25 protein-coding genes and 1 tRNA gene are annotated in these 24530 nt (G+C 69.2%); 21 read left to right on the top strand and 5 right to left on the bottom strand.

What is annotated here, in order from left to right:
- Positions 1-3: 3 nt before the first annotated feature.
- Together J2Z79_RS05660 and J2Z79_RS05655 are read right to left on the bottom strand one after the other, a co-directional pair.
- Positions 4-2517, bottom strand: a complete 2514-nt coding sequence (locus tag J2Z79_RS05660; protein WP_209465900.1) for an ATP-binding protein — start codon at positions 2515-2517, stop codon at positions 4-6.
- Positions 2514-2876: a response regulator gene (locus tag J2Z79_RS05655; protein WP_209465899.1), complete on the bottom strand. Its 363-nt coding sequence runs from the start codon at positions 2874-2876 to the stop codon at positions 2514-2516. The genes J2Z79_RS05660 and J2Z79_RS05655 overlap by 4 nt, the downstream gene beginning before the upstream one ends.
- 223 nt (positions 2877-3099) lie before the next feature.
- Between J2Z79_RS05655 and J2Z79_RS19265 the strand changes: the two genes are divergently transcribed.
- Together J2Z79_RS19265 and J2Z79_RS05645 are read left to right on the top strand one after the other, a co-directional pair.
- A complete protein-coding gene (locus J2Z79_RS19265) occupies positions 3100-3390 on the top strand; it encodes a matrixin family metalloprotease (RefSeq protein ID WP_209465898.1) in 291 nt (96 codons plus the stop codon).
- Positions 3391-3409: 19 nt separating this feature from the next.
- On the top strand, positions 3410-4027 hold the full coding sequence (locus J2Z79_RS05645; protein ID WP_209465897.1) for a hypothetical protein: 618 nt from the start codon (positions 3410-3412) through the stop codon (positions 4025-4027).
- Between the two features lie 65 nt (positions 4028-4092).
- Here J2Z79_RS05645 and J2Z79_RS05640 read toward each other — a convergent pair.
- Positions 4093-4179: transfer RNA gene (locus J2Z79_RS05640), tRNA-Leu, on the bottom strand.
- A 241-nt stretch (positions 4180-4420) separates the two neighbouring features.
- On the opposite strand from J2Z79_RS05640, the gene J2Z79_RS05635 reads away from it, so the two are divergent.
- The 19 genes from J2Z79_RS05635 to J2Z79_RS05545 all read left to right on the top strand — a co-directional run bounded on the left by J2Z79_RS05635 (position 4421) and on the right by J2Z79_RS05545 (position 21681).
- Entirely contained in the window at positions 4421-5047 is a 627-nt protein-coding gene (locus J2Z79_RS05635; RefSeq protein ID WP_209465896.1) for an RNA polymerase sigma factor, read from the top strand.
- The gene (locus J2Z79_RS05630) at positions 5037-6242 is read left to right on the top strand and encodes a zf-HC2 domain-containing protein (RefSeq protein ID WP_209465895.1); all 1206 of its coding nucleotides are present in this window, start codon (positions 5037-5039) and stop codon (positions 6240-6242) included. Before J2Z79_RS05635 ends, J2Z79_RS05630 begins: the two co-directional genes overlap by 11 nt.
- Before the next feature lie 16 nt (positions 6243-6258).
- Complete coding sequence (locus J2Z79_RS05625; RefSeq protein ID WP_209465894.1) at positions 6259-6954, top strand: SIMPL domain-containing protein; 696 nt, start codon at positions 6259-6261, stop codon at positions 6952-6954.
- Positions 6955-7150: 196 nt separating this feature from the next.
- A complete protein-coding gene (gene polA / locus J2Z79_RS05620) occupies positions 7151-9775 on the top strand; it encodes a DNA polymerase I (protein WP_209465893.1) in 2625 nt (874 codons plus the stop codon).
- Positions 9768-10721, top strand: coding sequence for a bifunctional DNA-formamidopyrimidine glycosylase/DNA-(apurinic or apyrimidinic site) lyase (gene mutM / locus J2Z79_RS05615; protein WP_209465892.1), 954 nt, complete (start codon positions 9768-9770; stop codon positions 10719-10721). Before polA ends, mutM begins: the two co-directional genes overlap by 8 nt.
- A 112-nt stretch (positions 10722-10833) precedes the next feature.
- Positions 10834-11037 (top strand): hypothetical protein, encoded by a 204-nt coding sequence (locus tag J2Z79_RS05610; protein ID WP_209465891.1) that lies wholly within the window; start codon positions 10834-10836, stop codon positions 11035-11037.
- A 1-nt stretch (position 11038) separates the two neighbouring features.
- Positions 11039-11665, top strand: coding sequence for a dephospho-CoA kinase (gene coaE, locus J2Z79_RS05605; RefSeq protein ID WP_209465890.1), 627 nt, complete (start codon positions 11039-11041; stop codon positions 11663-11665).
- A complete protein-coding gene (locus J2Z79_RS05600) occupies positions 11665-12225 on the top strand; it encodes a lytic transglycosylase domain-containing protein (RefSeq protein ID WP_342589424.1) in 561 nt (186 codons plus the stop codon). Before coaE ends, J2Z79_RS05600 begins: the two co-directional genes overlap by 1 nt.
- A 23-nt stretch (positions 12226-12248) precedes the next feature.
- A complete protein-coding gene (locus J2Z79_RS05595) occupies positions 12249-12455 on the top strand; it encodes a hypothetical protein (RefSeq protein ID WP_209465889.1) in 207 nt (68 codons plus the stop codon).
- Between the two features lie 185 nt (positions 12456-12640).
- Complete coding sequence (locus J2Z79_RS05590) at positions 12641-13090, top strand: DUF4418 family protein (protein WP_209465888.1); 450 nt, start codon at positions 12641-12643, stop codon at positions 13088-13090.
- Positions 13080-14291 carry an ABC transporter permease gene (locus J2Z79_RS05585; protein WP_209465887.1) on the top strand — a complete coding sequence of 404 codons (1212 nt, stop codon included), beginning with the start codon at positions 13080-13082 and terminating at the stop codon, positions 14289-14291. Before J2Z79_RS05590 ends, J2Z79_RS05585 begins: the two co-directional genes overlap by 11 nt.
- Positions 14292-14304: 13 nt before the next feature.
- Complete coding sequence (locus J2Z79_RS05580; RefSeq protein ID WP_342589423.1) at positions 14305-14973, top strand: ABC transporter ATP-binding protein; 669 nt, start codon at positions 14305-14307, stop codon at positions 14971-14973.
- A 40-nt stretch (positions 14974-15013) separates the two neighbouring features.
- Positions 15014-15913 (top strand): FtsX-like permease family protein, encoded by a 900-nt coding sequence (locus J2Z79_RS05575; protein ID WP_209465886.1) that lies wholly within the window; start codon positions 15014-15016, stop codon positions 15911-15913.
- Between the two features lie 461 nt (positions 15914-16374).
- On the top strand, positions 16375-17298 hold the full coding sequence (locus J2Z79_RS05570; protein WP_209465885.1) for a DUF4097 family beta strand repeat-containing protein: 924 nt from the start codon (positions 16375-16377) through the stop codon (positions 17296-17298).
- Positions 17299-17804: 506 nt separating this feature from the next.
- Positions 17805-18329, top strand: coding sequence for a cell wall-active antibiotics response protein LiaF (gene liaF, locus J2Z79_RS05565; RefSeq protein WP_209465884.1), 525 nt, complete (start codon positions 17805-17807; stop codon positions 18327-18329).
- Entirely contained in the window at positions 18326-19381 is a 1056-nt protein-coding gene (locus J2Z79_RS05560; protein ID WP_209465883.1) for a HAMP domain-containing sensor histidine kinase, read from the top strand. Before liaF ends, J2Z79_RS05560 begins: the two co-directional genes overlap by 4 nt.
- Positions 19378-20007, top strand: a complete 630-nt coding sequence (locus tag J2Z79_RS05555; protein WP_209465882.1) for a response regulator — start codon at positions 19378-19380, stop codon at positions 20005-20007. The genes J2Z79_RS05560 and J2Z79_RS05555 overlap by 4 nt, the downstream gene beginning before the upstream one ends.
- A 521-nt stretch (positions 20008-20528) precedes the next feature.
- Positions 20529-21437, top strand: a complete 909-nt coding sequence (locus J2Z79_RS05550) for a DUF6220 domain-containing protein (RefSeq protein ID WP_209465881.1) — start codon at positions 20529-20531, stop codon at positions 21435-21437.
- A 13-nt stretch (positions 21438-21450) separates the two neighbouring features.
- Positions 21451-21681, top strand: a complete 231-nt coding sequence (locus J2Z79_RS05545; RefSeq protein WP_209465880.1) for a DUF5957 family protein — start codon at positions 21451-21453, stop codon at positions 21679-21681.
- 63 nt (positions 21682-21744) lie between these two features.
- Here J2Z79_RS05545 and J2Z79_RS05540 read toward each other — a convergent pair whose 3' ends face one another.
- Complete coding sequence (locus tag J2Z79_RS05540; RefSeq protein ID WP_209465879.1) at positions 21745-22440, bottom strand: aspartate/glutamate racemase family protein; 696 nt, start codon at positions 22438-22440, stop codon at positions 21745-21747.
- A 253-nt stretch (positions 22441-22693) separates the two neighbouring features.
- On the bottom strand, positions 22694-23725 hold the full coding sequence (locus J2Z79_RS05535; protein ID WP_209465878.1) for a PDDEXK family nuclease: 1032 nt from the start codon (positions 23723-23725) through the stop codon (positions 22694-22696).
- Positions 23726-24530 lie beyond the last annotated feature (805 nt).

Here is a 24530-nt window from a genome sequence, read left to right as displayed (position 1 = left end):
GCCCTACTCCGCGCGCCAGGCCCTGAAGGTGACGGTAAACCGCGATCCCTTGCCCGGCTCGCTCTCCAGCCGCAGTTCCCCGCCGTGCTCCTCGACCATCGTCCGCACGATGGGCAGCCCGAGGCCGGTGCCGCCCACCTCCCGGACGTAGGGGTGCTCCGCCCGGTAGAACTTCTCGAAAATCCGCTTCTGGTCGGAGGGGGAGATGCCGATGCCCGTGTCGGCCACCGAGAGTTCCACGCGGTCGCCGTCGGCGGACACGGTGATGGTCACCCCGCCCTCGCGGGTGTACTTCACGGCGTTGGAGACCAGGTTGGAGACGATCTGCGTCAGCCGGTCCGGGTCGGCCTGGATCAGCGGCTCGCCGCCCTCCGGCAGGTTGACGGTGAAGGAGAGCCCCTTCTGCTCGGCCTGCACCCGGAAGGTCTCGGCCACCTGGCTCACCACCTGGGAGAGCGAGGTGGGGGTGAGGTTGAGCGGCATGCGGCCGGATTCGATGCGCTGGATGTCCAGCAGGTCGTTGATCAGGTTGGCCAGCCGGCTGGTGTTGCGGGAGACCACGTTGAGGAACTCCCGCTGCTGCTCCTGCAGCGGCCCCACCGTCTCCGCCAGTACCAGGCTCAGGTAGCCCATGATGGAGGTGAGCGGCGTGCGCAGCTCGTGGGAGACGGTGTTGACGAACTCCGACTTCAGCCGGTCGAGCTCGGCCAGTTCGGTGACGTCCTGGAAGGTGAAGAGGCGGCCTACCCGGCTCTGGCCGGACCCGACGGGGGCGGAGGACCACTGCAGCGTGTAGCCGGTCGTCAGGTGCAGCCTGCCGTCGGCCGTCTCCCGCGGGTCGTGGATCAGCTGGCGGACGATCTCGGGGAAGGGATCGTCCGGAGGCAGCACGGCGCTGATCCGGGCGAGCACCTTCTCCAGGGGCTCGTCGGGCGCCGTCGCGCCGAAGAACTCCTGGAACATCGAGTTGGAGACCAGCAGGTTGCCGCCGGTGTCGCAGAGCCACGCGCCGGCCGGCATCGTCGAGACGATGGAGAGGTAGATGTCCAACTGGGCCGAGGTGCGGTCCCGCTCCTCCTCGAGCTGGGCGTTGAGCATCTCGATCTGCGCCGCCTGCTCCTGCAGGGCGGTGAACGCCCGCTTCACCTCCAGGTGGTTCTGGGCCGCCGCCAGCGCCACCGAGGCCTGGCTGGCCACGGCGTGCCAGAGCGCCCTGGCCTCGGCGTTCACCTCGGTCGGCTCGGTGAAGGCGATGACCACCACGCCGATGGCCCGGCCGGTGTGCACCAGCGGCACGTAGATCTCCTGCGTCACGGGCACCGCGTGCGTCCAGACCGAGAACCGGGTCTGCGTTTCGGGGTAGCGGGCGATCACGACCTCCTTGAGCTCCATGCAGCGGGCGAGCTGGCCGGAGGCGGGGATGAACTGGCCCTTCAGCTCCGGCGACAGCCAGCGCTCGGACAGGACCCGCAGCCGCTCGCCGAACTCGTCCGCCATCAGGAGGGCGCCGGCCACCCCGCCGTAGAGGTCGAGGTACTCGTCCAGGATCAGGGTGGAGAGCTGGTCGATCTCGATGGAGCCCACCATCTTGCTTGAGAGGCTGTGCAGCCGGCTCAGGTGGCGCTCCTGCCGCTCCAGCTCTTCCGCGTGCTGCTTCACCGACTCCTGCTGGGCGAGCAGCTCCTCGTTCTGGGCGATCAGCTGCTCCTGCTGCGCCTGGAGCCGCTTCTCCTGCTCGGCGAGCGTGACGGACATCGCGGCGAAGGCGTTGGCCACGACCTGCAGCTCACCGTCCAGCGGCGCCTCGAGCACCACCCCGCGCTCGCCCTGGGCGATGCGGTTGGCCGCCTCGGCGAGGGCGGTGGTGGACCGGGTGACGCCGCGGGCGAAGATCAGGAAGCCGCCCAGCGCCAGCACCGCAGCGAGGGAGATCGCCAGCCAGGTGACGAGCACCACCTGGTCCGCGGCCCGGTTCGCGTTCAGCATGCCGGTCTCCTCAAGGCGGGACTCGGCGTCGATGAACGCATCCCGCTCCGCCCTGATCAGGGCGATGTAGTTGACGCCTTCGTCCATCAGCAGGCTGCCCGCGTCCGGCGAGCCCTGGCGCTTGCGCTCGATCTCCGGGTCGGCCACCCGCGACCGCCAGTTCTCAATGAGCTCCCGCACGCGGCGCACGCGCGCCAGCTGCTCATCCTGATCTTCCACGTCGTGTTCCAGCTGGGTGAGCAGCTTCTCGACCTCCATCAGGCCGGGCCCGTACGGCGCCAGCACCACCTCGCTGCCGGTCAGCAGGTAACCCCTGAGGGCGGCCGTCATCTCGGCGTAGGTGGTGGCCACCTGCTGCATGCGGTTGACGTTCTGCTGGCTGGCCTCCGCCCGCTCCCGGTAGGTGTTGAGCTGGGTGAAGGTGATGGTGAGGATCAGGCCCAGCCCCACCAGCAGCGAGAGCAGGAAGAGAAGCAGGCCGAACACCCGCACCCGCAGCCCGGTATCCCAGCGGTAGGGCGTCTGGTTCATCCAACGGCCTCCTTCACGGCGTGGATCAACTGCTCCAGATCAAAGGGCTTCACCAGGTACGCGGTTGCGCCGGCGGCGATCCCGGCCTGGACGTCGCCCTGCTGCGCGCGGGCGGTCATCAGGATGACGGGGATGTGCCGCAGGGAGGGGTCGGACTTGAGCGCGGTGAGGCACTCCATCCCGTCGAGCCCCGGCATCATCCAGTCCAGGAGGATCAGGTCCGGCCGGCCCGCGCGGGCGCGGTCCAGGGCCGTGTTGCCGTCGTGGGCCAGGGTCACCTGATATCCGCTGTATTTCAACTGGAACTCGACGAGGCGTGCGATGTCGAGGTCGTCGTCGGCAACAAGGATGTGCGGCATGGTGAACTCCCTCCATCTCGGGCAGGCGCTTTCTCCCCGGTCTGTGGATCGGGTACTACCACTTTAGTGTACCAGTATTAGATGCAGTTGTGTGGATATGTTTCAGTCTACTGTATAGACCGGATAGTACGTTTACCCTTCCATCTTCCCTCCCGGGGGCGGAAACATGCGGTGACAATGCGATGCGGGCCGCAGGGGCAAATCCCCGCAGCCCGTCTGCTGCGTGGTGCCGAAGGCGGGACTTGAACTCGCACGGGCCGAGCGGGTCTGCCTCCCTCGCTCTTTGCAGAGAGAAAAACGCCGTAACTATTGCAATGTTACGAGCCAGGCGCCATTGTGGGAGTGTAATGCAAAATCCTTCAGCCACAGTGTAGCGACTCATGAGCCGGGCCATGCGCTGGGCTTGCACGATGAAAATAGCGAAGTTGCAACCATGAACCAGGGTCGGGATCGAGACCAGACCTACGTGCCGCAGCCAGATGACACCAGCGGGATCACAACGATGTACCCCTGACGGTGCGGAGGTGTGTGCAGTGAAAAGGTGGGCGATCTCGGCAGCGCTACTTGCGTTGCTTGTCACCTCGTCTTTCGGACAGGGGACTCGGGACTCGATGGTGCCGGAGGACATGGGTGAGTCCCAGGAAGTCGAAGTCACGCTCCATGTTGACTTTCTCACCATCTCGACACTTGAGGAGTTGACTCAGCAGGCGACACTCATCGCTGTTGGGACCGTCGAAGGAGTGGCTGGTACACGCAACTTGGCCCGTGACCCATGGGACCCCCAAAAGCCTCATCCGTCCCTTGAGATACTTGGAGTCGACTATCGGTTTAGAGTTGAAGAGATTTTGAAAGGGTCTACACCCTCAACGATCTTGGTTACAGAATCGAAGTCGGCTGCGAGCAAGGGTAGACAACACGTTCTCTTTGAAGGCTTCAAGGAGATGCCTCGGGGAGCTCGATATATCTTGTTCCTCAGGGAAACCCACGATGGCTACGGAAGTTGGGTTGGAATCGCTGAACCCTGGCGCTTTGCACTTCGTGGATCCAAGGTGAGTGTTGAAAGCAAGTGGGAAGCCGCCCACCAAAAGTTTGCCGTGAACGATCGTAATGCGTTCATTGCGCAAGTCCGTGCCCACGCCGGCCCGCGGTAACGGTTGACCGTTCTGCCACACGGAGAAGGGCTACAGCGTCAAACCGCTGCAGCCCTTGTGTCGTCTGGTGCCGAAGGCGGGACTTGAACCCGCACGGGGGGTTACCCCACTCGATTTTGAGTCGAGCGCGTCTGCCATTCCACCACTTCGGCCTAAGTAGCGCAGTTATCATAGCACAGCGCGCCGCTACTTACAAGGGGCCGCTTCCGTGGCGAATCGTTCCACAGGCCCATCGCGCAGGGAAAGTTGACCCGATTACCGAAGTATCTTTGGAACCGCGTGGTCCGCCGTGAGGTCGCACTTCACTCGGAGCTGATTTCTGTATATGCTGGAACAATGGCCCCGTCAACTCCGTCAGGAACATTGCCCCGCACCGGGGGAGGAGTGAAGTTGGTGTCCAAATCCCTCGACGAACTTCTCGTAGAGAGGGCGAAAAAGGGAGACGTTGAGGCGTTTGAGCAGCTGATCAGCCAGCACGAGCATACCGTATACAACATCGCGTACCGGCTGACCGGCAACCATGACGACGCCGCCGACGTGGCCCAGGAAGCCTTTATCCGTGCATACAGTTCGTTGGCGGACTTCCGGGGCGACTCCTCCTTCGCGACCTGGCTGTACCGCATCGTGAACAACGCGTGCCTGGATGAACTCCGGAAGCGCAAGCGGCAGCGGGTCACCTACATCGATCAGACCGTCGAGATGGAGGATGGCGAGGTCTCGCGCCAGATCGCCGATACCGCCGACGGCCCCGAACAGGCGCTGGAGCGGGTCGAGATCCGGCGGGCCATACAGGAGAGCATCTGCCAGTTGGATGAGGAATACCGCGTCGTACTCGTGATGCGTGAGCTGCAGGGGTACTCGTACAACGAGATCGCAGATGCACTGGGCCTCAATCTCGGCACGGTCAAGTCCCGGCTGAACCGGGCCAGGCACGCGCTCAAGGAAAAGTTCGCGCGCCTGGAACTTTTGACGCCGAGAGTCGTCTACAGTCCCAGGAGGGGAAAAGCCCATGAACTGTGACGGAGTACGTGCACTCCTGTCCGCCTACATCGATGGCGAGCTGTCCGGCGGAGAGTTGCTGCGCGTTGAGCAGCACCTCCGGCGGTGCCATTGGTGCGCGGGCGAAGTGGACGCTCTCCGCCAGACCATCGCACTCGTCGCAAGCCTGGATGAGGTTGAAGTTCCAGCCACATTCCGTCCCCGACTCCACGAGCGCCTGGTGGCCATGGCGCCGCCTGTCGCCGCCCCGGCCGGCCCGGGTCAGCGCAGGTCCCGCCGCAACGCGTTCGTGCGCTGGTCGATTCCGGCGGCCGCCGCCGCAGCCCTCGTCATCGGCGCGGCCGGCCTGAGCCGCATGATGCCGCCTGCGCCGGTGGTGCAGGCGCCGCCGCAGGAGCAAGTCGCCGGGACGGCCCCGCAGCACGTGGCGTCCGGTGAGCAGCCCGGCAGCACGGTTCCCGGTTCGTCGGACGTGGCAGGTCAACCTGGTTCGGTGAGCACGCCGGAAGTGCAGACGCCGTCTGGCACCGGAGAGCCGACAGATCCGACGAAGAGCAACCATGAACTGGTGACCCAGCCCGGCGGCTCGACGCAGGTGGCTGGCGCTGTGGATCCTTCCACCCCGGCCACCGGCCCCGATCAGGAGCCCGCCGGTGAGCAGGGCGCGCCCCTGGGTCAGACCAGCCCCGGCAGGGGCGTGACGACCGCCACGGTGGACACCGCCGGCGGCGATCCGGTCGACCTGCCCTCGCGGCAGCACCTGCGGGCCTCGCTTGAGGTGACCGTCGCCGATCCGGGCCGGGCCGCCAGCGACCTGAAGAGCCGCCTGACCCTGGCGAAGGAGATCCGTGAGGAGAAGAAGGTCAACGTCGTCGAGCTTCAGGTGACGGTCTCCGCCGCGGACTTCGCCCAGGCCGTCCAGCAGCTGGAGCAGCACTTCGCGGGGCAGAACGCGAAGGTGCACCTGGAGCCCGTGGAGCTGAGCGGCCAGCTGGACGAGGTGTTGCGGCAGGTCGCCTCGCTGCAGGCGGAGCGCGCCGACCTGGCGCTGCGCCTCGAGGGGGAGACCGACCCCAAGACGCTGGAAGTAGGCGCCCTCGCCCTGGCGAACATGGATAAGGAGATCGCAGCGCAGGAGGCCAGCTACCAGAACCTGCTGGATTCGCTGGAGAACGGCGAGATACACATCGTCCTCAAGCCTGAGCCGCTGCAGTAGGAGATGACAGCCACCCGTGAAGCCTCAGCAGTTTGCGGCGCTGGTCGCCGGCCTGGGGCTCCTGGCCCTGGTCCTGCTGCTGCCGGGCCGTCCGGGTCCGGCCGCCAGCGAGCCTGAAGCGCCCCCGCCGCGCACCGTGACCGTACTGGGTCAGGGGGAGGTCCGGGTGAAGCCGGACCAGGTCACCCTGTACTTCAGCGTCACCACCTGGAAGCAAGGGGCTTCCGCTGCCGAAGCGGAAGCCCTTCATGACGCGTCTGTGGCACGGCTGCAGGAGGCCCTCCAGGGGGCCGGCGCGGACGCCGCGGCCGTGGCGATCCACGCCCCTAAGGTGCGCCCGCTCACCAGGCAGGACGTCGCCGGCGTCGTCCACCTGACAGGCTACGAGGTGTCCACCCGCGTGGAGGTGACCCTGACCAACCTCCAGCGGATGGACGGCGTGGTCGACGCCGCCCTGGCCGGCGGCGCCACGGAGCTGGCCGATGTCGCATACGGGCTGCGCGACGCCGCCGACGCCCGGCAGCGCGCCCTGCAGGCGGCCGTGACGGATGCGCGGTCCAAGGCCCTGGCCTGCGCACAGGGCCAGAACCGCTCCCTGGGCGACCTGGTCGCGGTGGAGGTGGTGGCCGAGGAGGCCCCGGTGGCGGGGTCGCGCAGCTCGCCCACCGCCCTGGTTTACCGGGTGGAGGTACGGGGTACATTCGAATACTAGGATCTGTTCGCACGAGGGCTGCCGGGAGCAACCCTCGTGTTTCATTCTGGCCGCGCCGACCCCCTGCCGGTGCGTTCTGCGCCCTTCCGCTGTGCCCGTCCTGACCCGCCCGGCAGGACTGAGCCCTTCCTGCCTTGAATTAAGTCGAGACGCGCCCGGTGAAGCTACAAGGGTGTGCAGCAGAGAGGTGACCCCCATGGCGAAAGCAGAGAAACTGCTCCTGCTCGACGGGAACAGCCTGGCCAACCGGGCGTTCTACGCCCTGCAGCTCTTTTCCACCAGCGACGGCGTGTACACCAACGCCGTCTACGGCTTTCTCACCATGCTCTTCAAGCTCCTCGACGAGGAGAAGCCCGACTACATCGCCGTCGCCTTCGACAAGGGGCGGCGGACCTTCCGGACGGCCCTGTACGAGGAGTACAAGGGCACCCGCAAGGCGCCGCCCGACGAGTTCCGGCCGCAGCTCGACCTCCTGCGGGAGGTGCTCACCGCCCTGAACATCCCCTGGTTCCGGGTGGACAACTACGAGGCCGACGACCTGCTGGGCACGCTGGCCCGCCAGGCCACGGAGCGGGGCATCGAGACCCTGATCGTCACCGGCGACCGGGACGCGCTGCAGCTGGTCGGCGAGAAGGTGACGGTGGCGCTGACCCGCAAGGGCATCAGCGAGACCGTACGCTACGACCCGGCCACGCTGAAGGCGGACCTGGGGCTGACCCCGGCTCAGGTGATCGAGCTGAAGGCGCTGATGGGCGATGCTTCCGACAACATCCCGGGCGTGCCGGGGGTCGGCGAGAAGACGGCCCTGAAGCTGCTGGCCGAGTACGGCACGGTGGAGGGCGTCTACGCCCACCTGGACCAGATCAAGGGCGCGCTGCAGACCAAGCTGCGGGAGAACCGGGACAAGGCCGAGCTCTCCCGGACGCTCGCCACCATTGACACGAATGCGCCCGTGGAGCTGAAGCCGGCGGAGCTGCGCGTCCGGGAGCCCGACTACCCCGCGGCCAACGCCCTCTTCCGCAGGCTGGAGTTCAAGTCGCTGCTCCCCCGGGTGACCCCGCCGGAGGGCTCCGCCGCGGCGGAGGCCGTGGCCGGGCAGGCCGCGGCCGGGGCGGTGGAGGTGGTCGCGGCGCGGCGCATCGACCAGCCCGGCGCCCTGCGCCTCACCGGTGAGGCGCCCGTGCTGGCGGAGATGACGGTCGACCCGGGCAACCCAGGCCGTCCGCGCCCGGTGGGGCTGGCGGCGGGCGATCCGCCCGCCTGGCTGGAGGGGGAGGCGCTCGCCGACCCGGCGGGGCTGCTGGACCCCGCGGCCCGGCTCGTGGGCCACGACCTGAAGCCGCTCTACAACTGGCTCTACGCCAGGGGGGTCACCCCGCCCGAACCGGCGTTTGACACGGCGCTGGCCGCCTACCTGCTGGACCCCGGCCGCAGCGCCTACGACCTGGCCGATCTCTGCCGCCAGCACGGCCTGGGCGAGCTGCCGGCCGGCAGCGACCCGGACGCCCGGGCGACCCGGGCCTCGGTGCTGCCCGAGCTGCGCCGGCGGATGGAGGCCGAGCTGGCGAGCCGGGGCATGGACCGCCTCTACTGGGAGGTGGAGCTGCCGCTGATGCCGATCCTCGCCGAGATGGAGGTCGCCGGCGTGGGCATCGACCCGGCCGCGCTCCACGAGATGTCCGGCGAGCTCGAGCGGCGCATCCTGCAGCTCAGCCAGGAGATCTACGAGGTGGCGGGGGTCCAGTTCAACATCTCCTCGCCGAAGCAGCTGGGCGACGTGCTCTTCGGCAAGCTTGGGCTCCCCCACGGGAAGAAGACCCGGACCGGAGGCTACTCCACCGATGCCGAGGTGCTGGAGGAGCTGGCGGCGGACTACCCCATCGCCCAGCTGATCCTGGACTACCGCACGCTCACCAAGCTGAAGGGCACCTACGTCGACGCCCTGGGCCAGCTGATCGCCCGGGACGGGCGCATCCACACCACCTTCGCCCAGACCGTGGCGGAGACCGGCCGCCTCGCGAGCAAGGACCCCAACCTGCAGAACATCCCGATCCGCATCGAGGAGGGGCGGCGCATCCGCAAGGCGTTCATCGCCCGGCCCGGCCACGTGCTGCTCTCGGCGGACTACTCGCAGATCGAGCTGCGGGTCGTCGCCCACTACTCCGGCGACCCGGCGCTGCGCGAGGCCTTCCTGCGCGACCAGGACATCCATACCCGCACAGCCGCCGAGGTCTTCGGCGTGCCGATGGACCAGGTCACCCCCGACATGCGCCGGCAGGCCAAGGCCGTCAACTTCGGCCTGATCTACGGCCAGACGGACTTCGGCCTCGCCCGGGCGGTGGGCATCAGCCGGGCGGAGGCGAAGGCCTTCATCGAGACCTACTTCACCAAGTTCGCCGGCGTGAAGCGGTATATGGAGGAGAAGAAGGCCGAGGCCCGGGAGAAGGGGTACGTCACCACGCTCGACGGCCGGCGCCGCCCGCTGCCCGAGATCAACCACCGCGTCTTCACGATCCGCCAGAACGCCGAGCGCATGGCCATCAACACGCCGATCCAGGGCACCGCCGCCGACCTGATGAAGCGGGCGATGATCGCCGTCCGCCGGGCCATGCGGGAGGAGGGGCTCACCGCCCGGATGATCCTCCAGGTGCACGACGAACTGGTCTTCGAGTGCCCCGTGAACGAGCTGGACCGGCTGGCCCGGCTGGTGAAGCGGGAGATGGAGGGCGCGATGAAGCTGGACGTGCCCCTGAAGGTCGAGGCCAAGGCCGGGCCCGACTGGTACTCGGTGCAGCCGTACGAGGTCGGGACAGATGCCTGAGCTGCCGGAGGTCGAGACGGTCCGCCGCACCCTGTACCCGCGCGTGGTCGGCCGCCGGATCGAGCGGGTTGAGGTGCTGACCCGGCGGCAGATCTACTACCCGGACGCCGACACCTTCGTCGCCGAACTGGAGGGCGCCACGTTCACCGACATCGGCCGCAGGGGCAAGTACCTGCTGTTCAGCCTGGGGCCGGCCCTGCTGGTCGCCCACCTGCGGATGAGCGGCCACCTGTACGTGACAGAGCCCGGGCGGCCCCGCACGAAGCACCTGCACGTCGTCTTCCACCTGGACGACGGCATGGAGCTCCGCTACGACGATCAGCGCAAGTTCGGCGGGTTCCACCTGCTGGGCCCTGACAGGCAGGGCATACCGCCCGGTCTGGCGAATCTGGGACCCGAGCCCCTGTCGGACGAGTTCACGCCCGAGGCGCTGGCCGCCGGACTGGCGGGGCGGCGCACGCCGGTCAAGGCCGCGCTGCTGAACCAGGCGCTGGTGGCCGGGCTCGGCAACATCTACGCCGACGAGGCGCTTTTCTGCGCCCGGATCCACCCCGCCAGGCAGGCCGCCTCGTTGGCGCCGGACGAGGTCGTCCGGCTGCACGGCTGCATCCGCCGGGTGCTGACGGCGGCGGTGGAGAAGCGGGGGACCACCTTCTCGCTTTACCGCGACGGCGAGGGGAACGAGGGCGACATGTACGACGAGCTGCAGGTCTTCGACCGCACCGGCCAGCCCTGCCCCATCTGCGCCACGCCGATCGTGAAGGTGGTCGTGGCCCAGCGCGGGACCCACTTCTGCCCTCGGTGCCAGCCGGCCCCGGAGGGGGTCGCCCTGAAGCCCCGGCGGGCGCGTCCCGGGCGGCGGGGGAACAGCGTCCGGGTCGCCGCCGAGCCGCCCGAGCGGAAGCCAGGGGCAAGGGGGCTCGGCGCCCCTCTCGCTCGCTCGTAGCGCGCCTTCGCCCCCCTTGCCTCTGGGCTGGGCGCGGCCGGGTGACCGCAGCCCCCAGTCCATCCGCATGAGCGGTCCGGGCGCGACAAGTATGTTACGGAAGGTGAGCCCTGTGCAGTACCTCGTGTTCGAGTTCCCGACCGAAAAGGAGATGCGCGACACCGTCAAGAAGCTGTGGGACGGCTACAACGTCTCCGGCGAGATGATGATCCGCCCGCTCTCGGGCGGGAAGTGGCGCGTCGAGGTGCACACGGAGAAGGAGCTGCGGGAGTCCACCCTCGAGAAGTTCGCCGACTACCGGATCGAGGGCGACTAGGATGCGCATCATCGGCCTGACGGGCTCCATCGCCAGCGGAAAGTCCACCGTGACCGCGATCCTGCGGGAGATCGGCGCGCCCGTCATCGATGCAGACGCCATCGTCCACGAGCTGCAGCAGCCCGGGACGGAGGTGACGGCCGCCATCGCCCGGGAGTTCGGGCCGGGGGTCCTGCGCCCGGACGGCTCGCTGGACCGGGCCGCCCTCGGGCGCATGGTCTTCGCGGACCCGGAGCGCCGGCGCGCCCTGGAGGCGATCGTCCACCCGGCGGTCCGGGCCGAGATGCTCCGGCGCGTCGAAGCACTGCGGCGGGAGGGCCGTCCCGCCGCAGTGCTGGACATCCCGCTGCTCTACGAGAGCGGCTGGGACAGGCTGGTGGACGAGGTGTGGGTGGTCTACGTGGACCGCGCCACTCAGAAGGCGCGCCTCATCGCCCGCAGCGGGCTCTCGCCCGAGGAGGCCGAGGCGCGCATCGCCGCCCAGGGCGACCTGGAAGAGAAGGCCCGGCGGGCCGACCGGGTGATCGACAACCGGGGCGGCCTGGCAGAGACGCGTGCGCAGGTGCTGGCCGCCTGGCAGGCCGTGTTGGGAGATGCGGACGGAGTCGGATCAGGGGAGGGCGGATGATGCCCGGGTTGCGACCGAGGCGCCGCCTCGGCCTGTGGCTGGCGGTGCTCGTTTGCTCGTCTGCGCTCGCGCTGGGCGCCCGGCTGGCGCTCATGGAGTGGTACCCGGTGAACTACCGGCCCCAGATCGCACGGTGCGGCGGGGAGCACGGCCTCGACCCCTACCTGGTGGCGGCCGTGATCCGCGCGGAGTCCAGGTTCCGCCCCAAGGCCACCTCGCCCCAGGGCGCGCGGGGGCTCATGCAGATCATGCCAGAAACCGGACGCTGGGTGGCCGAGCAGATGGGCCTGCCCTACCAGGACGACTTCCTCTACGAGCCCGAGTACAATATCCGGGTGGGCTGCTGGTATCTGGCGGCGCTGCTCAGGGAGTTCGCCGGCGACCCGGTACTGGCGCTCGCCGCCTACAACGGCGGGCTGACGAACGTGAACACCTGGCTGAGCGAACGCCGGTGGACGGGCGAGGTTGCGCAGATCCCTTTCCCGGAGACCCGGCATTACGTTGCCGCGGTGCTGCGCGATCAGAAGCGGTACCGCTTCCTCTATGGGGAGTGGCGATGACAGGCTGACGGGGGGAGACGGAGATGGGTTACTCGGATCACGACGAACTGGCCCGGCGCCGGGCGGCCCGGGCGGGGCAGGAGACGCAGAAGGAGGAGCTGCCGCGGTTTACGTGGACGGACACCCTCGCGATGATCATCGCCGCCTACCAGGTGCTCCTGCCCGTCGTGCTGGTGATGATCGGCGTCCTGCTGGCCGTCTACTTCCTGTTCCGCTGGGCGTTCCACTAGGCCCCGGACCGGGGTAAGGGGGCGGTCGGAGGCGCGCACTCCGACCGCCCCGATCTTCTTGTAGTATCTCGACCCGATGCCCGCGGCAGGGGGTCAGGCGGAGAGCGTATTGCACCGGCCAACCAAGGAAGATAACGTCAAACTAAACTAACCGTTTCGGCTCGTCCACGGGAGGGTGGTTTGTCGTGCGTAGCCGGTTTCGCGACTGGCGGCCACTGCTGTTCATCGTCCTCGGCGGCGGGGCGGTGCTGGCGTCCCACTACCTGCTGCACACGTGCGGGGACGCGGGGCACATGGTGCAGACCGCCGGCGGCGGAATGATGCCGATGCGCTGCCACTGGTCAGAACGGGCGTTTCAGGGCGTAGGCGCGCTGGTGGCGCTGATCGGCCTCTTCGCCTACGTCTTCCCTGACTCGGTGCGGGGGCTCTCCCTGGCCGTTGCCGGCGCGGGGGTCCTGATGATCAACATCCCCGTCTGGCTCGTTCCCACCTGCGCCATGCAGGGCATGGTCTGCAACCTCAGCTTCAAGCCCGGCGCCCTGCTCATCGGCGGCATCACCGTGCTGGCCGGCCTGCTGGGCACCGTGCGGTTCGAAGCGCTGATTCCGACAGGGGTGGGACGCAGTGCGGTCTAGTCTGGCCCCGGGGCTGGTGCGGCTGGCGGCGCGGAACCTCCTGCGCAATCCCGGCCGCACGCTGGCCGTGCTGCTGGGCGTGATGGTCGTCGCAGGCACGGCGTTCGCAGGCGGGCTGATCGGACGGGGGGTCAGCCATGCGGTCACACGCGGGCTGGACCGCCTCGGCGCCGACCTGATGGTGGTGCCCGAGGGGGCGGTCGAGCAGACGCACACCGCCCTGGTGATGGGCCTGCCCGCGGCCTTCTATATGGAAGGCGAGGAGGCGCTGGCCGAGATCCGGTCCATCGAGGGGGTGGAGGCCGCCTCCCCGCAGATCTTCGTGGAGACGCTGGCCTCGTCGGCCTGCTGCACCGGTCACCTGATGCTGGTGGGCTACGACCCGGCCACCGACTTCACGGTGAAGCCGTGGCTGCGGCACGAGCTGGGGCGCGAGCTGGCCCCGGACGAGGTGCTGGTCGGCAACCACATCCTCGGCCTGACGGGCGACCCGCTCCTCTTCTACGGTTCGACCTTCCGGCTGGCCGCCCGGCTCGATCCCACGGGCATGGGCATGGACGAGACCGTCTTCCTGCCGGCCGAGGCGGTGTGGGAGATCGCGGCGCGCTCTCACGAGCTGGCAACCGAGCCCCTGGAGATCCCCCAGGGGCACGTGTCGGCGATCCTCGTGGCGCTGGATGACCCCGCCGATGCCCCCGCGGTGGCGGAGGAGATCGCACAGCGGCTGGACGGGGTCGCGGTGATCACCGCCGGCCAGATCGCCCGGGGCGTCGCCGACGACCTGGGGGCCCTGATGGCGGGCCTGGTCCCGATCACCCTGGCGCTGCTGGTGATCGCGCTCCTGCTCTTCCTCATTCTCTTTTTCGCCATCGCCCAGGAGCGCTCCCGGGAGATCGGCCTGCTCCGGGCGATGGGCGCGACCGCGGGCCAGTCCGTGCGTGCGCTGCTCCTGGAGGCGGCCCTGCTGGGCGCCCTGGGCGGGACCGCCGGCGTCGTGGGCGGCGGGGCGGTCTACGCCCTGTTCAAGGAGGCGATCATGGTCTCCTACACCCTGCCCTTCCTCTACCCGCCGCCGGGTGAGCAGATGCTGCTGGCGGCCGGGGTGGTGCTGCTCTGCGCCGCAGGGGGCGTCCTGGCCGCGGCCGGTCCGGCCCTGCGCCTGGCCCGGCTGGAGCCCCACGAGGCCATCTTCGCACGATAGGGGGGTTCGCCCGGTGATCCAGCTCTACGAGGTGACCAAGACCTACCGGGCCGGGCGGCAGCGGGTGGTGGCCGTCGAGCCGCTGTGCGCCCGGATCGAGCCCGGCGAGTTCGTCATGGTCACCGGCCGGTCGGGGGCCGGGAAGTCCACGCTGCTGGCCCTGATGGGCGGCCTGACCCGTCCGGACGAGGGCCGGGTCACGGTGATGGGCCAGGACCTCTGGTCGCTCTCCGACAGGGACCGGGCGCGCTTCCGCGCCCGCCACATCGGGTTCGTCTTCCAATTCGCCAGCCTGATCCCCACGCTCACGGTCATGGAGAACCTGATGCTCCCTGCCTCCTTCCTGCCGCCGGGGGAGGGGGGCACCTGGCGGCGGGCGCTGGAGCTGCTGGAGCGCGTCGGGCTGGCGGACTACGCAGACCGGCTGCCCTGGCAGCTTTCGGGGGGCCAGCAGAAGCGGGTCGCCGTGGCCCGGGCCCTGCTGAACCGGCCCGAGGTGCTGCTGGCCGACGAGCCCACCGCCGACCTGGACGAGGAGACCGAGCGCGCCATCGTCGCCCTCTTCCAGGAGGAGAACCGGGCCGGCACCACCGTGGTGATGGTGACGCACAGCAGCGAGCTGGTCCCGACGGCCGGCCGCCACCTGGTGCTCAGCCAGGGAAGGGTCAGCTGTGCGTCCTGAGGGCGGATCTGTGGGTCGCGGCGGTGTGAGGCCGAGCCCCGTGGGGCTCGGCGGCCTGATCCGCGCAGGGCTGCGCCGGTCTCCCTGGCAGGCGGCTGCCGGGCTGTTGGCGGGACTCCTGGCCGCCGCGGCGCTCGTCGGCGGGCTGGGGCTCTTCCAGGCCATGGGGCGGATGCTGGAGCGCGGGCTCGAGGACCTGGGTGCCGACATGGTGCTGGTCCTGCCCGGGCACGAGCAGCTGGCGGAGCAGTGGCTGGCCAACCGGACGACCGATCCGATCGTGCCGGCCATCGACGTGGCCCGGTGGCGGGCCGCCATCGAGGGCGCCGGGATTCTCGGGCTGCGCGCCCTGGAGGCGGTGGACCTCTCCCGGGGCGGCGCTGGGGAGCCGGCTGGCGACAGGGCCTCGCTCCTGCTCCTCCGGCTCGAGTTCTGGGAGTCGGCCATGATGGTCCGGGCGATCCTGGCGGAGGAGCTCCCCGAGGCCGCGGCGGTGGTGGGCGAGCAGGCGACCCGCCACGTGCTCACCGACCTGCAGCCGCTGGTGCGGCACCTCGGTCGGGCGGCGGCGGTCGCCGCACTGGGGGCCGCGCTGGTCAGCGGGCTCCTGGCGTCGGTCCGAACGGGGCAGCGCCGCACGGAGCTCGGCATGCTGCGGGCGATGGGCGCCACACGGGGGTACCTGGTGGCCCTGACGCTGGGCGAGTCGGCCGCCGTGGCGCTGGCCGGCGGGCTCCTGGGCGGGCTGCTGGCCGCAGGCGTCCTGCACCTGCTGCCGGCGACGGCCGGGCTGCTCCGCCACCTGGGCGGGCTGCACCTGCTCGCCCTGCTCGGACTGGCGTGCGCCGGGACGACGCTGGCATCCACACTGGCCGCCCTGCCGCCGGCGCTTCTGGCGGCGTGGCTGGATCCGCTGGACGCCGTGCGCCGCCACCGGTGAACGCTGGTTGTTCTGTGCATACCGTGAAGCCCGCGGCATCGCTGCCGCGGGCTGCTGCTGTGCGTGGGCGCGTTTGTCTCCGCCCGTCGGGCCAGTCCGGGTGCCGCCGATGCTGCGGGCTGCTGTTGTGCGTGGGCTCGTGTGTCTTCGCCGGCCGGGCCACTCCGGGCGCCGCCGATGCCGCAGACGCCGATGCCGCAGCGTGGTGCTGTGCGTGAAGCCACTGCGTCTCCGCCGCCGGCCAGTCCGGGTGGGGTGTTGATGCCGGTGGCGGTTGCGGGTAGACTGCCCCCGTTGCTTAGGGAATGCTTCGATGTGTCGCGATGCCGGCCAGCTGGTTGGCGACTGCTGCTGCCATCCCGCACATACGACCCGGGTCGTAGGAAGAATCCAACGCTCGTCTCCTTCCGCTTGCCGCACCGCTCTGCTATCGTCAAAAGCGATCATGATCGTCAAAGGCGATGATAAGGAAAGGGGGGGTCACCCTGCGGCGGACGATCGGCGCCATCATGCTCCTGCTGGGCGTGCTCCTCATCGGCCAGGCCGTGGCCGACAGCGCCGTGGGCGACTGGCTGCTGGCCAGCCCCTCGCCCTCGTCCAGCATCCCCATCTCCGATATCGACCGGGTGTTCATCACATCCGGGAGCGGTGAGGTCCGCATCCACGTCGAGGACCGGCAGGACCTGGCCGTGTCGATGCAGGGCCCGGGCGCCGACCGGGCTGCCCTGCGGCTCGATCGCAGGGGGAGCGAACTGCGCATCCGCGCCGCCCGTCCCTGGTGGACGTGGCCGCCCTGGTCCGACCAGGCCGTCCTGGAGGTGCGCCTTCCCGGCGCGTTCGACGGAGCCCTTGGCACGCAGGTCCGTTCCGGCGCGCTGGTGATCAGCGGACCGCCCGTCGGCGGTACCTCGCTCAGGGCGCTGGAACTGGAGCTTCGCTCCGGGTGGGTCGAACTGACCGACCTCGCCGCGGGCGCGCTCAGCCTCACGGTCCGGTCCGGCCAGCTCTCCGCCGAGGGGGTCACGGCCGGCGAGGCCCGGCTCCACCAGGCTTCCGGCGCAGTCCGCCTCGACCGGTTCTCCGGGCCCCTGGAGGCGCAGCTCTCCTCCGGCAACCTGTCGGTTGACTTCGCCAGCCTCCCCGGACCGGTGCGGGTCGACCAGTCCTCGGGCCGCCTGCTCCTGGACCTGCCCGCGGGCGCCGGGTTCGAACTGGACGTGCGCGTGCGGAGCGGCAGCTTCGAGAGCGACCTGCCTGCAGCACCCTCGACCGGCGACGTGCGCTCGGGCATGGTGGCCACGTACGGAGGCGGAGGGCCGCGAGTGCAGATCCGGGCCAACAGCGGTTCGGTCTCGCTGCGCAGCCATGCTCCCGTGGAGCGATAGCGGGGTTGCGCCCGCGCCGTCGCCTGGCGGCGCGAGGCCGGTGTGATCCGATTGCGGGGCGACCTCGCCCGCCTCGTGGCACGGGGCCGGCGTGATCCGATTGCGGGGCGACCCCGCCCGCCTCGTGGCACGGGACGGCGTGGTCCAGTAGCGGGGCGCCCGAGCCGTCACCTCGCGGCGAGAGGTCGGCGTGATCTGCTCGCCGGACGCCCGAGCCATCCCCTCACGACGAGGGGCCGGCCTGGTCCGATTGCGGGGCGACCTCGCCCGCCTCGTGGCACGGGGCCGGCGTGATCCGATTGCGGGGCGACCTCGCCCGCCTTGTGGCACGGGGCCGGCGTGATCCGATTGGGGGGCGACCCCGCCCGCCCTGTTGCACGGGGCCGGCGTAATCCGATTGGGGGGCGACCCCGCCCGCCCTGTTGCACGGGGCCGGCGTAATCCGATTGCGGGGCGCCCCAGGCGTCGCCTCGCGGCGAGGGGTAGCGCTACAAGGGGGTGACCGCTTGCGGCACCGAGGGATCCTTGTCCTGTTCGTCATTCTGCTGTTCTGGCTGTGCGCGGCCCTGATCCGGCTGGATCCCGTCCGCACCGGAGCCGGCCTGCTCCTGGTCTGGGGGGGCTACCGGCTCCTCCGCGCGGCCCCGGAGGGCGCTCACCTTCCGTCCGGAGGCTGGACCCTCTTCGGCACCGTCCAGCGCATGCGCGACCAGTACGTGCTGGAGGGCTTCGCCCTCGCCTGCGGCGTGGCCGACGTGAAGATGGACCTCGCCCGGGCCATCGTGCCGGAGGGGGAGCACGTCATCACCGTGCGTGCGGTGCTGGGGGACGTGTCCCTCTACCTGCCCGACGACCTGCCGGTGGACGTGGTGGCCTCGGTGGGCGCCGGCTCGCTGCACGTGCCCGGCCAGAGTCTGAGGGGCATCGGCCGCCGGGGAGTCTACTCCGCGGAGGGGGTCGGTAACCCGGACGCGCGGCTGCGGATTGTCGTCGCCCTCGGCGCCGGGGACGTGGACGTGAGGCGGATATGAACCGGTTGATCAACATGCAGTGGCGCCTCACCCTCTTCGGGGCGGCGGTGGCGGCAGGTGCCGCCGCACTGGCGCTGGTGATCGTCGCCGGGGCCTTCGAGCTGGACCTCCCGACGCTGCTCGCCGTGCGCTGGCTCGGGACCCCGGTGCTGCCGCTGGGCCTGGGCGCCGCCCTGGCGCTGGGCCTGCTCGCCGGCTACTGGATCGGCAACCGGACCAAGCGGCGGCTGGAGCGGATCATCGCCGCGATCCTCCAGTTCGAGCGGGGCCACCTGTCGCACCGGCTTCCCCCGCTGGGCGAGGACGAGATCGGACTTGTCGCCACCCACCTGAACGAGATGGCCCGGCGGGTGGAGCGGCAGGTCGCCTCGCTGCAGCGGCTGACGGCGCAGCAGGCGGGGTGGCAGGAGCAGGTGCGGCGGGCGGCGGTGGCCGAGGAGCGGCAGCGGCTCGCCCGGGAGCTGCACGATTCGGTCAGCCAGCAGCTCTTCGCCATCTCCATGCTGACCTCGGCCGTCGTGGAGCAGGTGCCGGACGACGGCGGGCCCCTGCGGCGACAGCTGAAGGCCGTCGAGGAGATGGCGGCCCGTGCGCAGGACGAGATGCGCGCCCTGCTGCTGCACCTGCGGCCCGCGGTGCTGGAGGGCAAGGGGCTCAAGGAGGGGCTGGACGACCTGCTGCGCGCCCTGCAGGAGCGGCAGTCGCTGCAGATTCGCTGGGCGGTCGACGACCTGCCCCCGCTGCCGAAGGGGATCGAGGATCACCTGTTCCGCATCGCGCAGGAGGGGCTGTCCAACGTCCTGCGCCATGCCCGCGCCAGGACGGTCACGCTCCGTGTCCACGCCGGCGATCGCCAGATCCGCCTGAAGATCGTGGACGACGGCGTCGGGTTTGTCCCCGAGGAGGCGAAGGGCTCGTCCTACGGGCTGCAGTCCATTCACGAGCGGGCCAGCGAGATCGGCGGAGCGGTCGAGGTGGTCTCCGTGCCCGGCCGGGGTACGCAGCTGACGGTGACGGTTCCGATTGTGGATCAGGGGGAGCGAGCGGAATGATTCGTGTCTTGCTGGTGGACGACCACGAGATGGTGCGGATGGGGCTCTCGGCCTTCCTGCAGACCCAGCCGGACATCGAGGTGGTGGGCGAGGCGGCGGACGGCGCCGAGGGCCTGCGCAAGGCGCTGGAGACGCGCCCGGACGTGATCCTGATGGATCTGGTGATGGAGGGAATGGACGGCGTACAGGCGACCCGGGAGATCCACCGGGCGCTGCCGGAGGCGCGCATCATCGTCCTCACCAGCTTCCTGGACGACGACAAGGTCCTGCCGGTTCTCGAGGCCGGTGCCCTCAGTTACCTGCTGAAGACCGCCCGGGCGCAGGAGATCGCCGCAGCCGTCCGGGCCGCCGCCCGCGGCGAGCCTGTGCTGGACAGCCGCGTCACCGGCAAGGTGCTCACCCGCATCCGGCGAGCCGAGACCCCGCCGCCCCACGAGGCGCTCACCCCCCGGGAGCGGGAGATCCTCGGGCTGATCGCCCAGGGGCGGACGAACCAGGAGATCGCCGATCAGCTCTTCATCACCGTGAAGACGGTCAAGACGCACATCACGCAGATCCTGGCCAAGCTGGGCGTTGATGACCGCACGCAGGCCGCGGTCTACGCCCATCGCAACGGGCTGGTCTGAGACGTGGGTGAAGCAGATAGAACCCGGGAGTCACGCCGACTCCCGGGTTTTTCGCGCCCGGCGTCGCCGTCAGCAGGCGGCTGTGCGAGCCGGTTGAGCCTCCGCGCTGTCACGGTTGCGATGTGATACGCTGCGCTGCCGCGAGTTCCGCCCCGTTGCGCCGTCCGGGACGCCCAGTCAGCGCCGCCCTCTACGACCGGGGTCGTAGGTCGGCGCGCGACGCCGGTCCCAGGGCCGGTCCGAGGCCGCGGTCCTAGTGCGAAATCGTGCTGTGGTTCGTTGGGCGAGTCTGCGGTGCCAGGTATCCTGATAGCGTGCCACGGGCCGTTCGGTGTCATTCCGGGCGACATCGCAGCCTCACCGGTCTTGCGGGCGATCCGGTGAGCGCCAGTGCAGGCGAGTTGGTGAGCCCCGATGCGGGCGATCCGGTGAGCGCCAGTGCGGGCGAGTTGGTGAGCATCGATGGTGGGCGCTCTGGTGAACGCCCACTGGGTCGTGGTTGGAACAAGGGGGAGTGTCGTATGACAGAGCTGCTGAAGCGTGTCCGGCTTCTGGCCAGGATCGGTTACATCCTCGCCGCCTGGGGGCTGGTGGCCCTGATCGCCGTCCAGGTGTTTCACGCTGGCCACGCGGTCCTCGTGAGCCCCGGCGACTGGCGCGCCCACAGGACCCTGGGCGAGATGTTCTCGATACCCATCCTGCCCATGGTCGTGCTCTCGGTCGTGGGGTGGATGCCCATCCGCTTCACCGGTACGAGCCTTGCACTCTTCAGCCTGTATGCACTTCAGTTCCTGCTGGTCTACCAACCTTTTGAGGGGATGCCGTGGCTGGCGGCACTGCACCCGGTCAACGCGCTGGCGCTGTTCGCCCTTGCGGCCGGCGCCGCACGGGGCGCCTGGCGGTTGGTGGTAGCGGAGTGGGACGGCGGCGCACCTGTGCGCAGGGCCATACTTGCCGCCTCCGTCGCTGCGGTCGTTGCGGCGTCGGTGTCGGCGGGTGTGCAGGCCGGCAACTGGACGTGGGCGGAAGCGGGCGGCGCAGTCGCCTCGCTGGCCGACGCCGGCGAGGACGACGTCCCTGAACGCTACCGGACCATGACGTCCCCCTTCCCCGGGGCCATCGGCTCGGGTGAGGGGGTGAACGCCGGCCCGAGCGATCACACCGAGTCCAGGCGACATGAGTCTGCGGTCGCAGCGGGGCGGCAGCTGGCCGAGCAGCGCTGCGCCGGTTGCCACGGCGCAGACTTCCGTGGGCGGCAGCTGGGCGCCGTCAGGTCGGCGGACCTGGTCCAATCTGCCGGGGCCCGCAGCGAGCAGTTCCTGATGTGGGCCATCTCCGAGGGTTCGCAACGGGGGATGCCCGCACACTCGCACCTGCCGGAGGAGCAGCGGTGGCAGTTGGTGGCGTTTCTCAAGAGCCTGAAACCGTAAGGAGGATGCTGCGATGAAGGTGATTGGAATGGCCCTGCTGGGCCTGATCGGAGGGTTCATCGGCGGGATCATGCTCACGGAGATCGTCGCCGTCATGGCCGTGTTGCTGCTCGGGCAGCAGCCCTGGCTCCGGTTCCTCAAGTACTCGCCCATCTGGATCGCCGTGCTCTGCGCCGTGGCTGTGGTCATCTCCTACAACCGGACCAGGGCGAAGAGCGTGGCGGGCGGGCGGTCCGATGTCTAGCCGGGCCGTCCCCCCATGAGAGGCCAGCCCCCGTTCGACTCGCTGGCGTCGCAGGGCTCCCAGCTACCCGGCCAGCGCCGCCGCGATGGCCCCCTCACAGTGTAGGCGCGTGGTGTCGAAGACCGGCACGGTCGCATCCTCCGGCCCCACCAACAACCCAATCTCGGTGCAGCCGAAGACGATGCCCTGCGCGCCCCGGTCCACCAGCCTGGCCATCACCTCACGATAGGCAGCCCGGGAGGACTCCCGGGTCAGCCCCTGGCACAGCTCGTCGTAGATGATGCGATGAACCGTCCGGCGGTCCTCCGCCTCTGGCACCAGGACCTCGAGGCCGAAGCGTGCCGCCAGGCGCTCGTGCATGAACCCGTCCTCCATGGTGAATGCGGTGCCCAGCAACCCCACCCGGCTGATGCCCGACTGCCGCAGCGCGTCCCCGGTCGGGTCAGCGATGTGCAGGAGCGGGATGTGAACGGAGTCCTGCACCTGATCGGCTACCTTGTGCATGGTGTTGGTGCAGATCAGGAGCAGATCCGCGCCGGCTGCCTCCAGCCTGCGCGCCGAGCCGGCCAGGATGGCTGCCGTCTGGTCCCAGCGGCCCGCGTGCTGCAGGTCGGCGATGGTTGCGAAGTCGTAGCTCTCCATCAAGATGTGGGCGGAGTGCAGCCCACCCAAGCGCGCCCGGATGCCCTGGTTGATCAGCCGGTAGTACTCCAGCGTCGATTCCCAACTCATGCCCCCGATCAGACCGATGGTCTTCATCCAAGCCGTCTCCCCTTCAAGGCGCCTCTCATCCAAGACGGTTCTCGTCCAAAACGGTTCTCGTCCAAGACGGTTCTCGTCCTGTTCTCGTCCAAGACGGTTCTCGTCCAGGACGGCTCTCGTCCAAGACGGTTCTCGTCCAAGACGGCTCCGGTTTGAGGCGCCTCCCGTCGGCACGCTCCCCGGAGCGCACCAATACTGGCACTACTTTATCCCAAGACTTGAGTAAGTGCAAACAGTTCAGTCGGCAACCTCAGGACGACGAACGCTGCCCCCTGCTGGCGGCTTTCCGGTACCACTCCGCCCTCTGCTCGAGGAAGTGGATGACGTGCCACCTGTCCTCCCTGAACCCTTCGAAGCGGAGGCGGTGGCCGAGCGCCTGCAGGATTCCTTCGCAGCTCAGGTCCTTCGCCCACAGTGGGATCAGCGCAATACCCATCTCCTGGCACCGTCCTAGCTTGATGAGATCCCGCTTGCGTCGTGCCAGGAACTCCTCGACGCTGGGGTAGAGGTCAGTAGGGCCGGCATGCTGGTTCCCGTGGAACTCGATCGCGAGTCGGTGTTCCGAAATGTATATGTCGAAGTGCATCCGCCCACCGGTCTCGAGGTTGTCGAGGCCGGTGATCTGTTGATTCTCGGAGATCTCAACTCCCGGGTACATCTCCCGGAGCATGCGCGCGAGGATATACTGGCCCTGCGAGTACCCGGGTGTGATCCTGGCGGTCTGCAGGCCGAGTTCCAGCTCCCGCAGGTCCCGCGCTCGTCTGACGGCGTGGGGGTTGGCCCCGCGGAACGAGTAGATCACCCGCCGCGCCTTGCGGTGAGGCCCGCCAACCAGCCACCGGTGCGCGATCAACGCCCTGACGTGCTTGCCCAGGGTGTCCTGGCTGTATCCCGTGGCCTTCCTCAGCTCCTGGTACTCGAACCGGCCACCCATCCGCAGGATGAGCCCCCACGTCCAGCAGGCTCCCCGGGGGAGACTGGGGTCGAACAGTATGTCCGAAGGCACAGTGAGGCGCGGGCCGTCCTCAGGTCCGACGACCTGGCAGCGGACGACCCGAAGGCCCACCCGCTCGTAGATCAACCATCCTGCCCGGGACAACAGGTCCAGGTACTTGTGGAGGCTAGGGAGACTTATGCCAACGCCCTGGCGCAGCTCCTTGAGCGTAAACTCGCTCCGCATGTGCGACAGGGCGGAGACGTAGCACCAGATCAGCTTGGCGCCCTCCGGCAGCGATCGGTCGGTCCAGAGTCGATCCGGGACTGTGATCAGCCTCAGCCGCATGCTTCTCACCGAGAGGAAATATTCGCCAGGGCTGGTGCAAGTTCCTTCTGAGCGCCGAGCGTGCGTTCGGTTTGGTTGCCGGTGTGTTCGGGTTACCGTCACGTACCACCCCAAAGCGTGATCACTGCTTGGTATGCGTGTCCGCTCTCCGCACCCGGCCGTAATGCAGCGGTCGCCGGGTGCGACCTGGGTTCCGTCGAGTCTGGACGACTGCGCACAGTTGCCCTCTGGGTATGCCGCTGCCCTCGGTTCTCGGTGAAACCCAGACCAACTCGGTGAGCCCTCAACCAAGGTGTCTGCGTAGCGGTCATCACCCGTCGGAAGGTCCTGAGGACCGCCGTACACGGGATGGTCGATGCTGCTGGCCCGCCAGGAGCGCGGCAAAGACTCGTAACCGATCCGATTCCGCTTCCACTACCGGAGCCAACTCGAAAACTGGCGGTGGCCAGCGGGACTCAGCCATAGGGGGAGTCGCCACGACATGCCAGTCCGTCATCCCGTTGCTACCGACTACTGCTCTAAGCCCAAGCATCGCACTCACGCAACGCCCCTCGCCCGACCGACGTCGCCTGAGACCCCGGCTTGCATTCTCGGCATGCCCACGACCCGCCTTAGGACGATCGGCGCAGCCTCCGTAACCGCTAGACTTGCACTTCAACTGTCGGCGCCAAGTCGAGAACCGGCGGCCGCCGATGGGACCGGGCCACGGTCAGACGACCCGCATGCGCCTCCAGACGATCCGTACAGCCTCCGTAACCGCTAGACTTGCACTTCAATCGTCGGCGCCAAGTCGAAAACCGGCGGC

It is taken from the genome of Symbiobacterium terraclitae, from assembly GCF_017874315.1.
GTDB lineage: Bacteria > Bacillota > Sulfobacillia > Symbiobacteriales > Symbiobacteriaceae > Symbiobacterium > Symbiobacterium terraclitae.
This window is presented reverse-complemented; position numbering and strand designations above follow the sequence as displayed.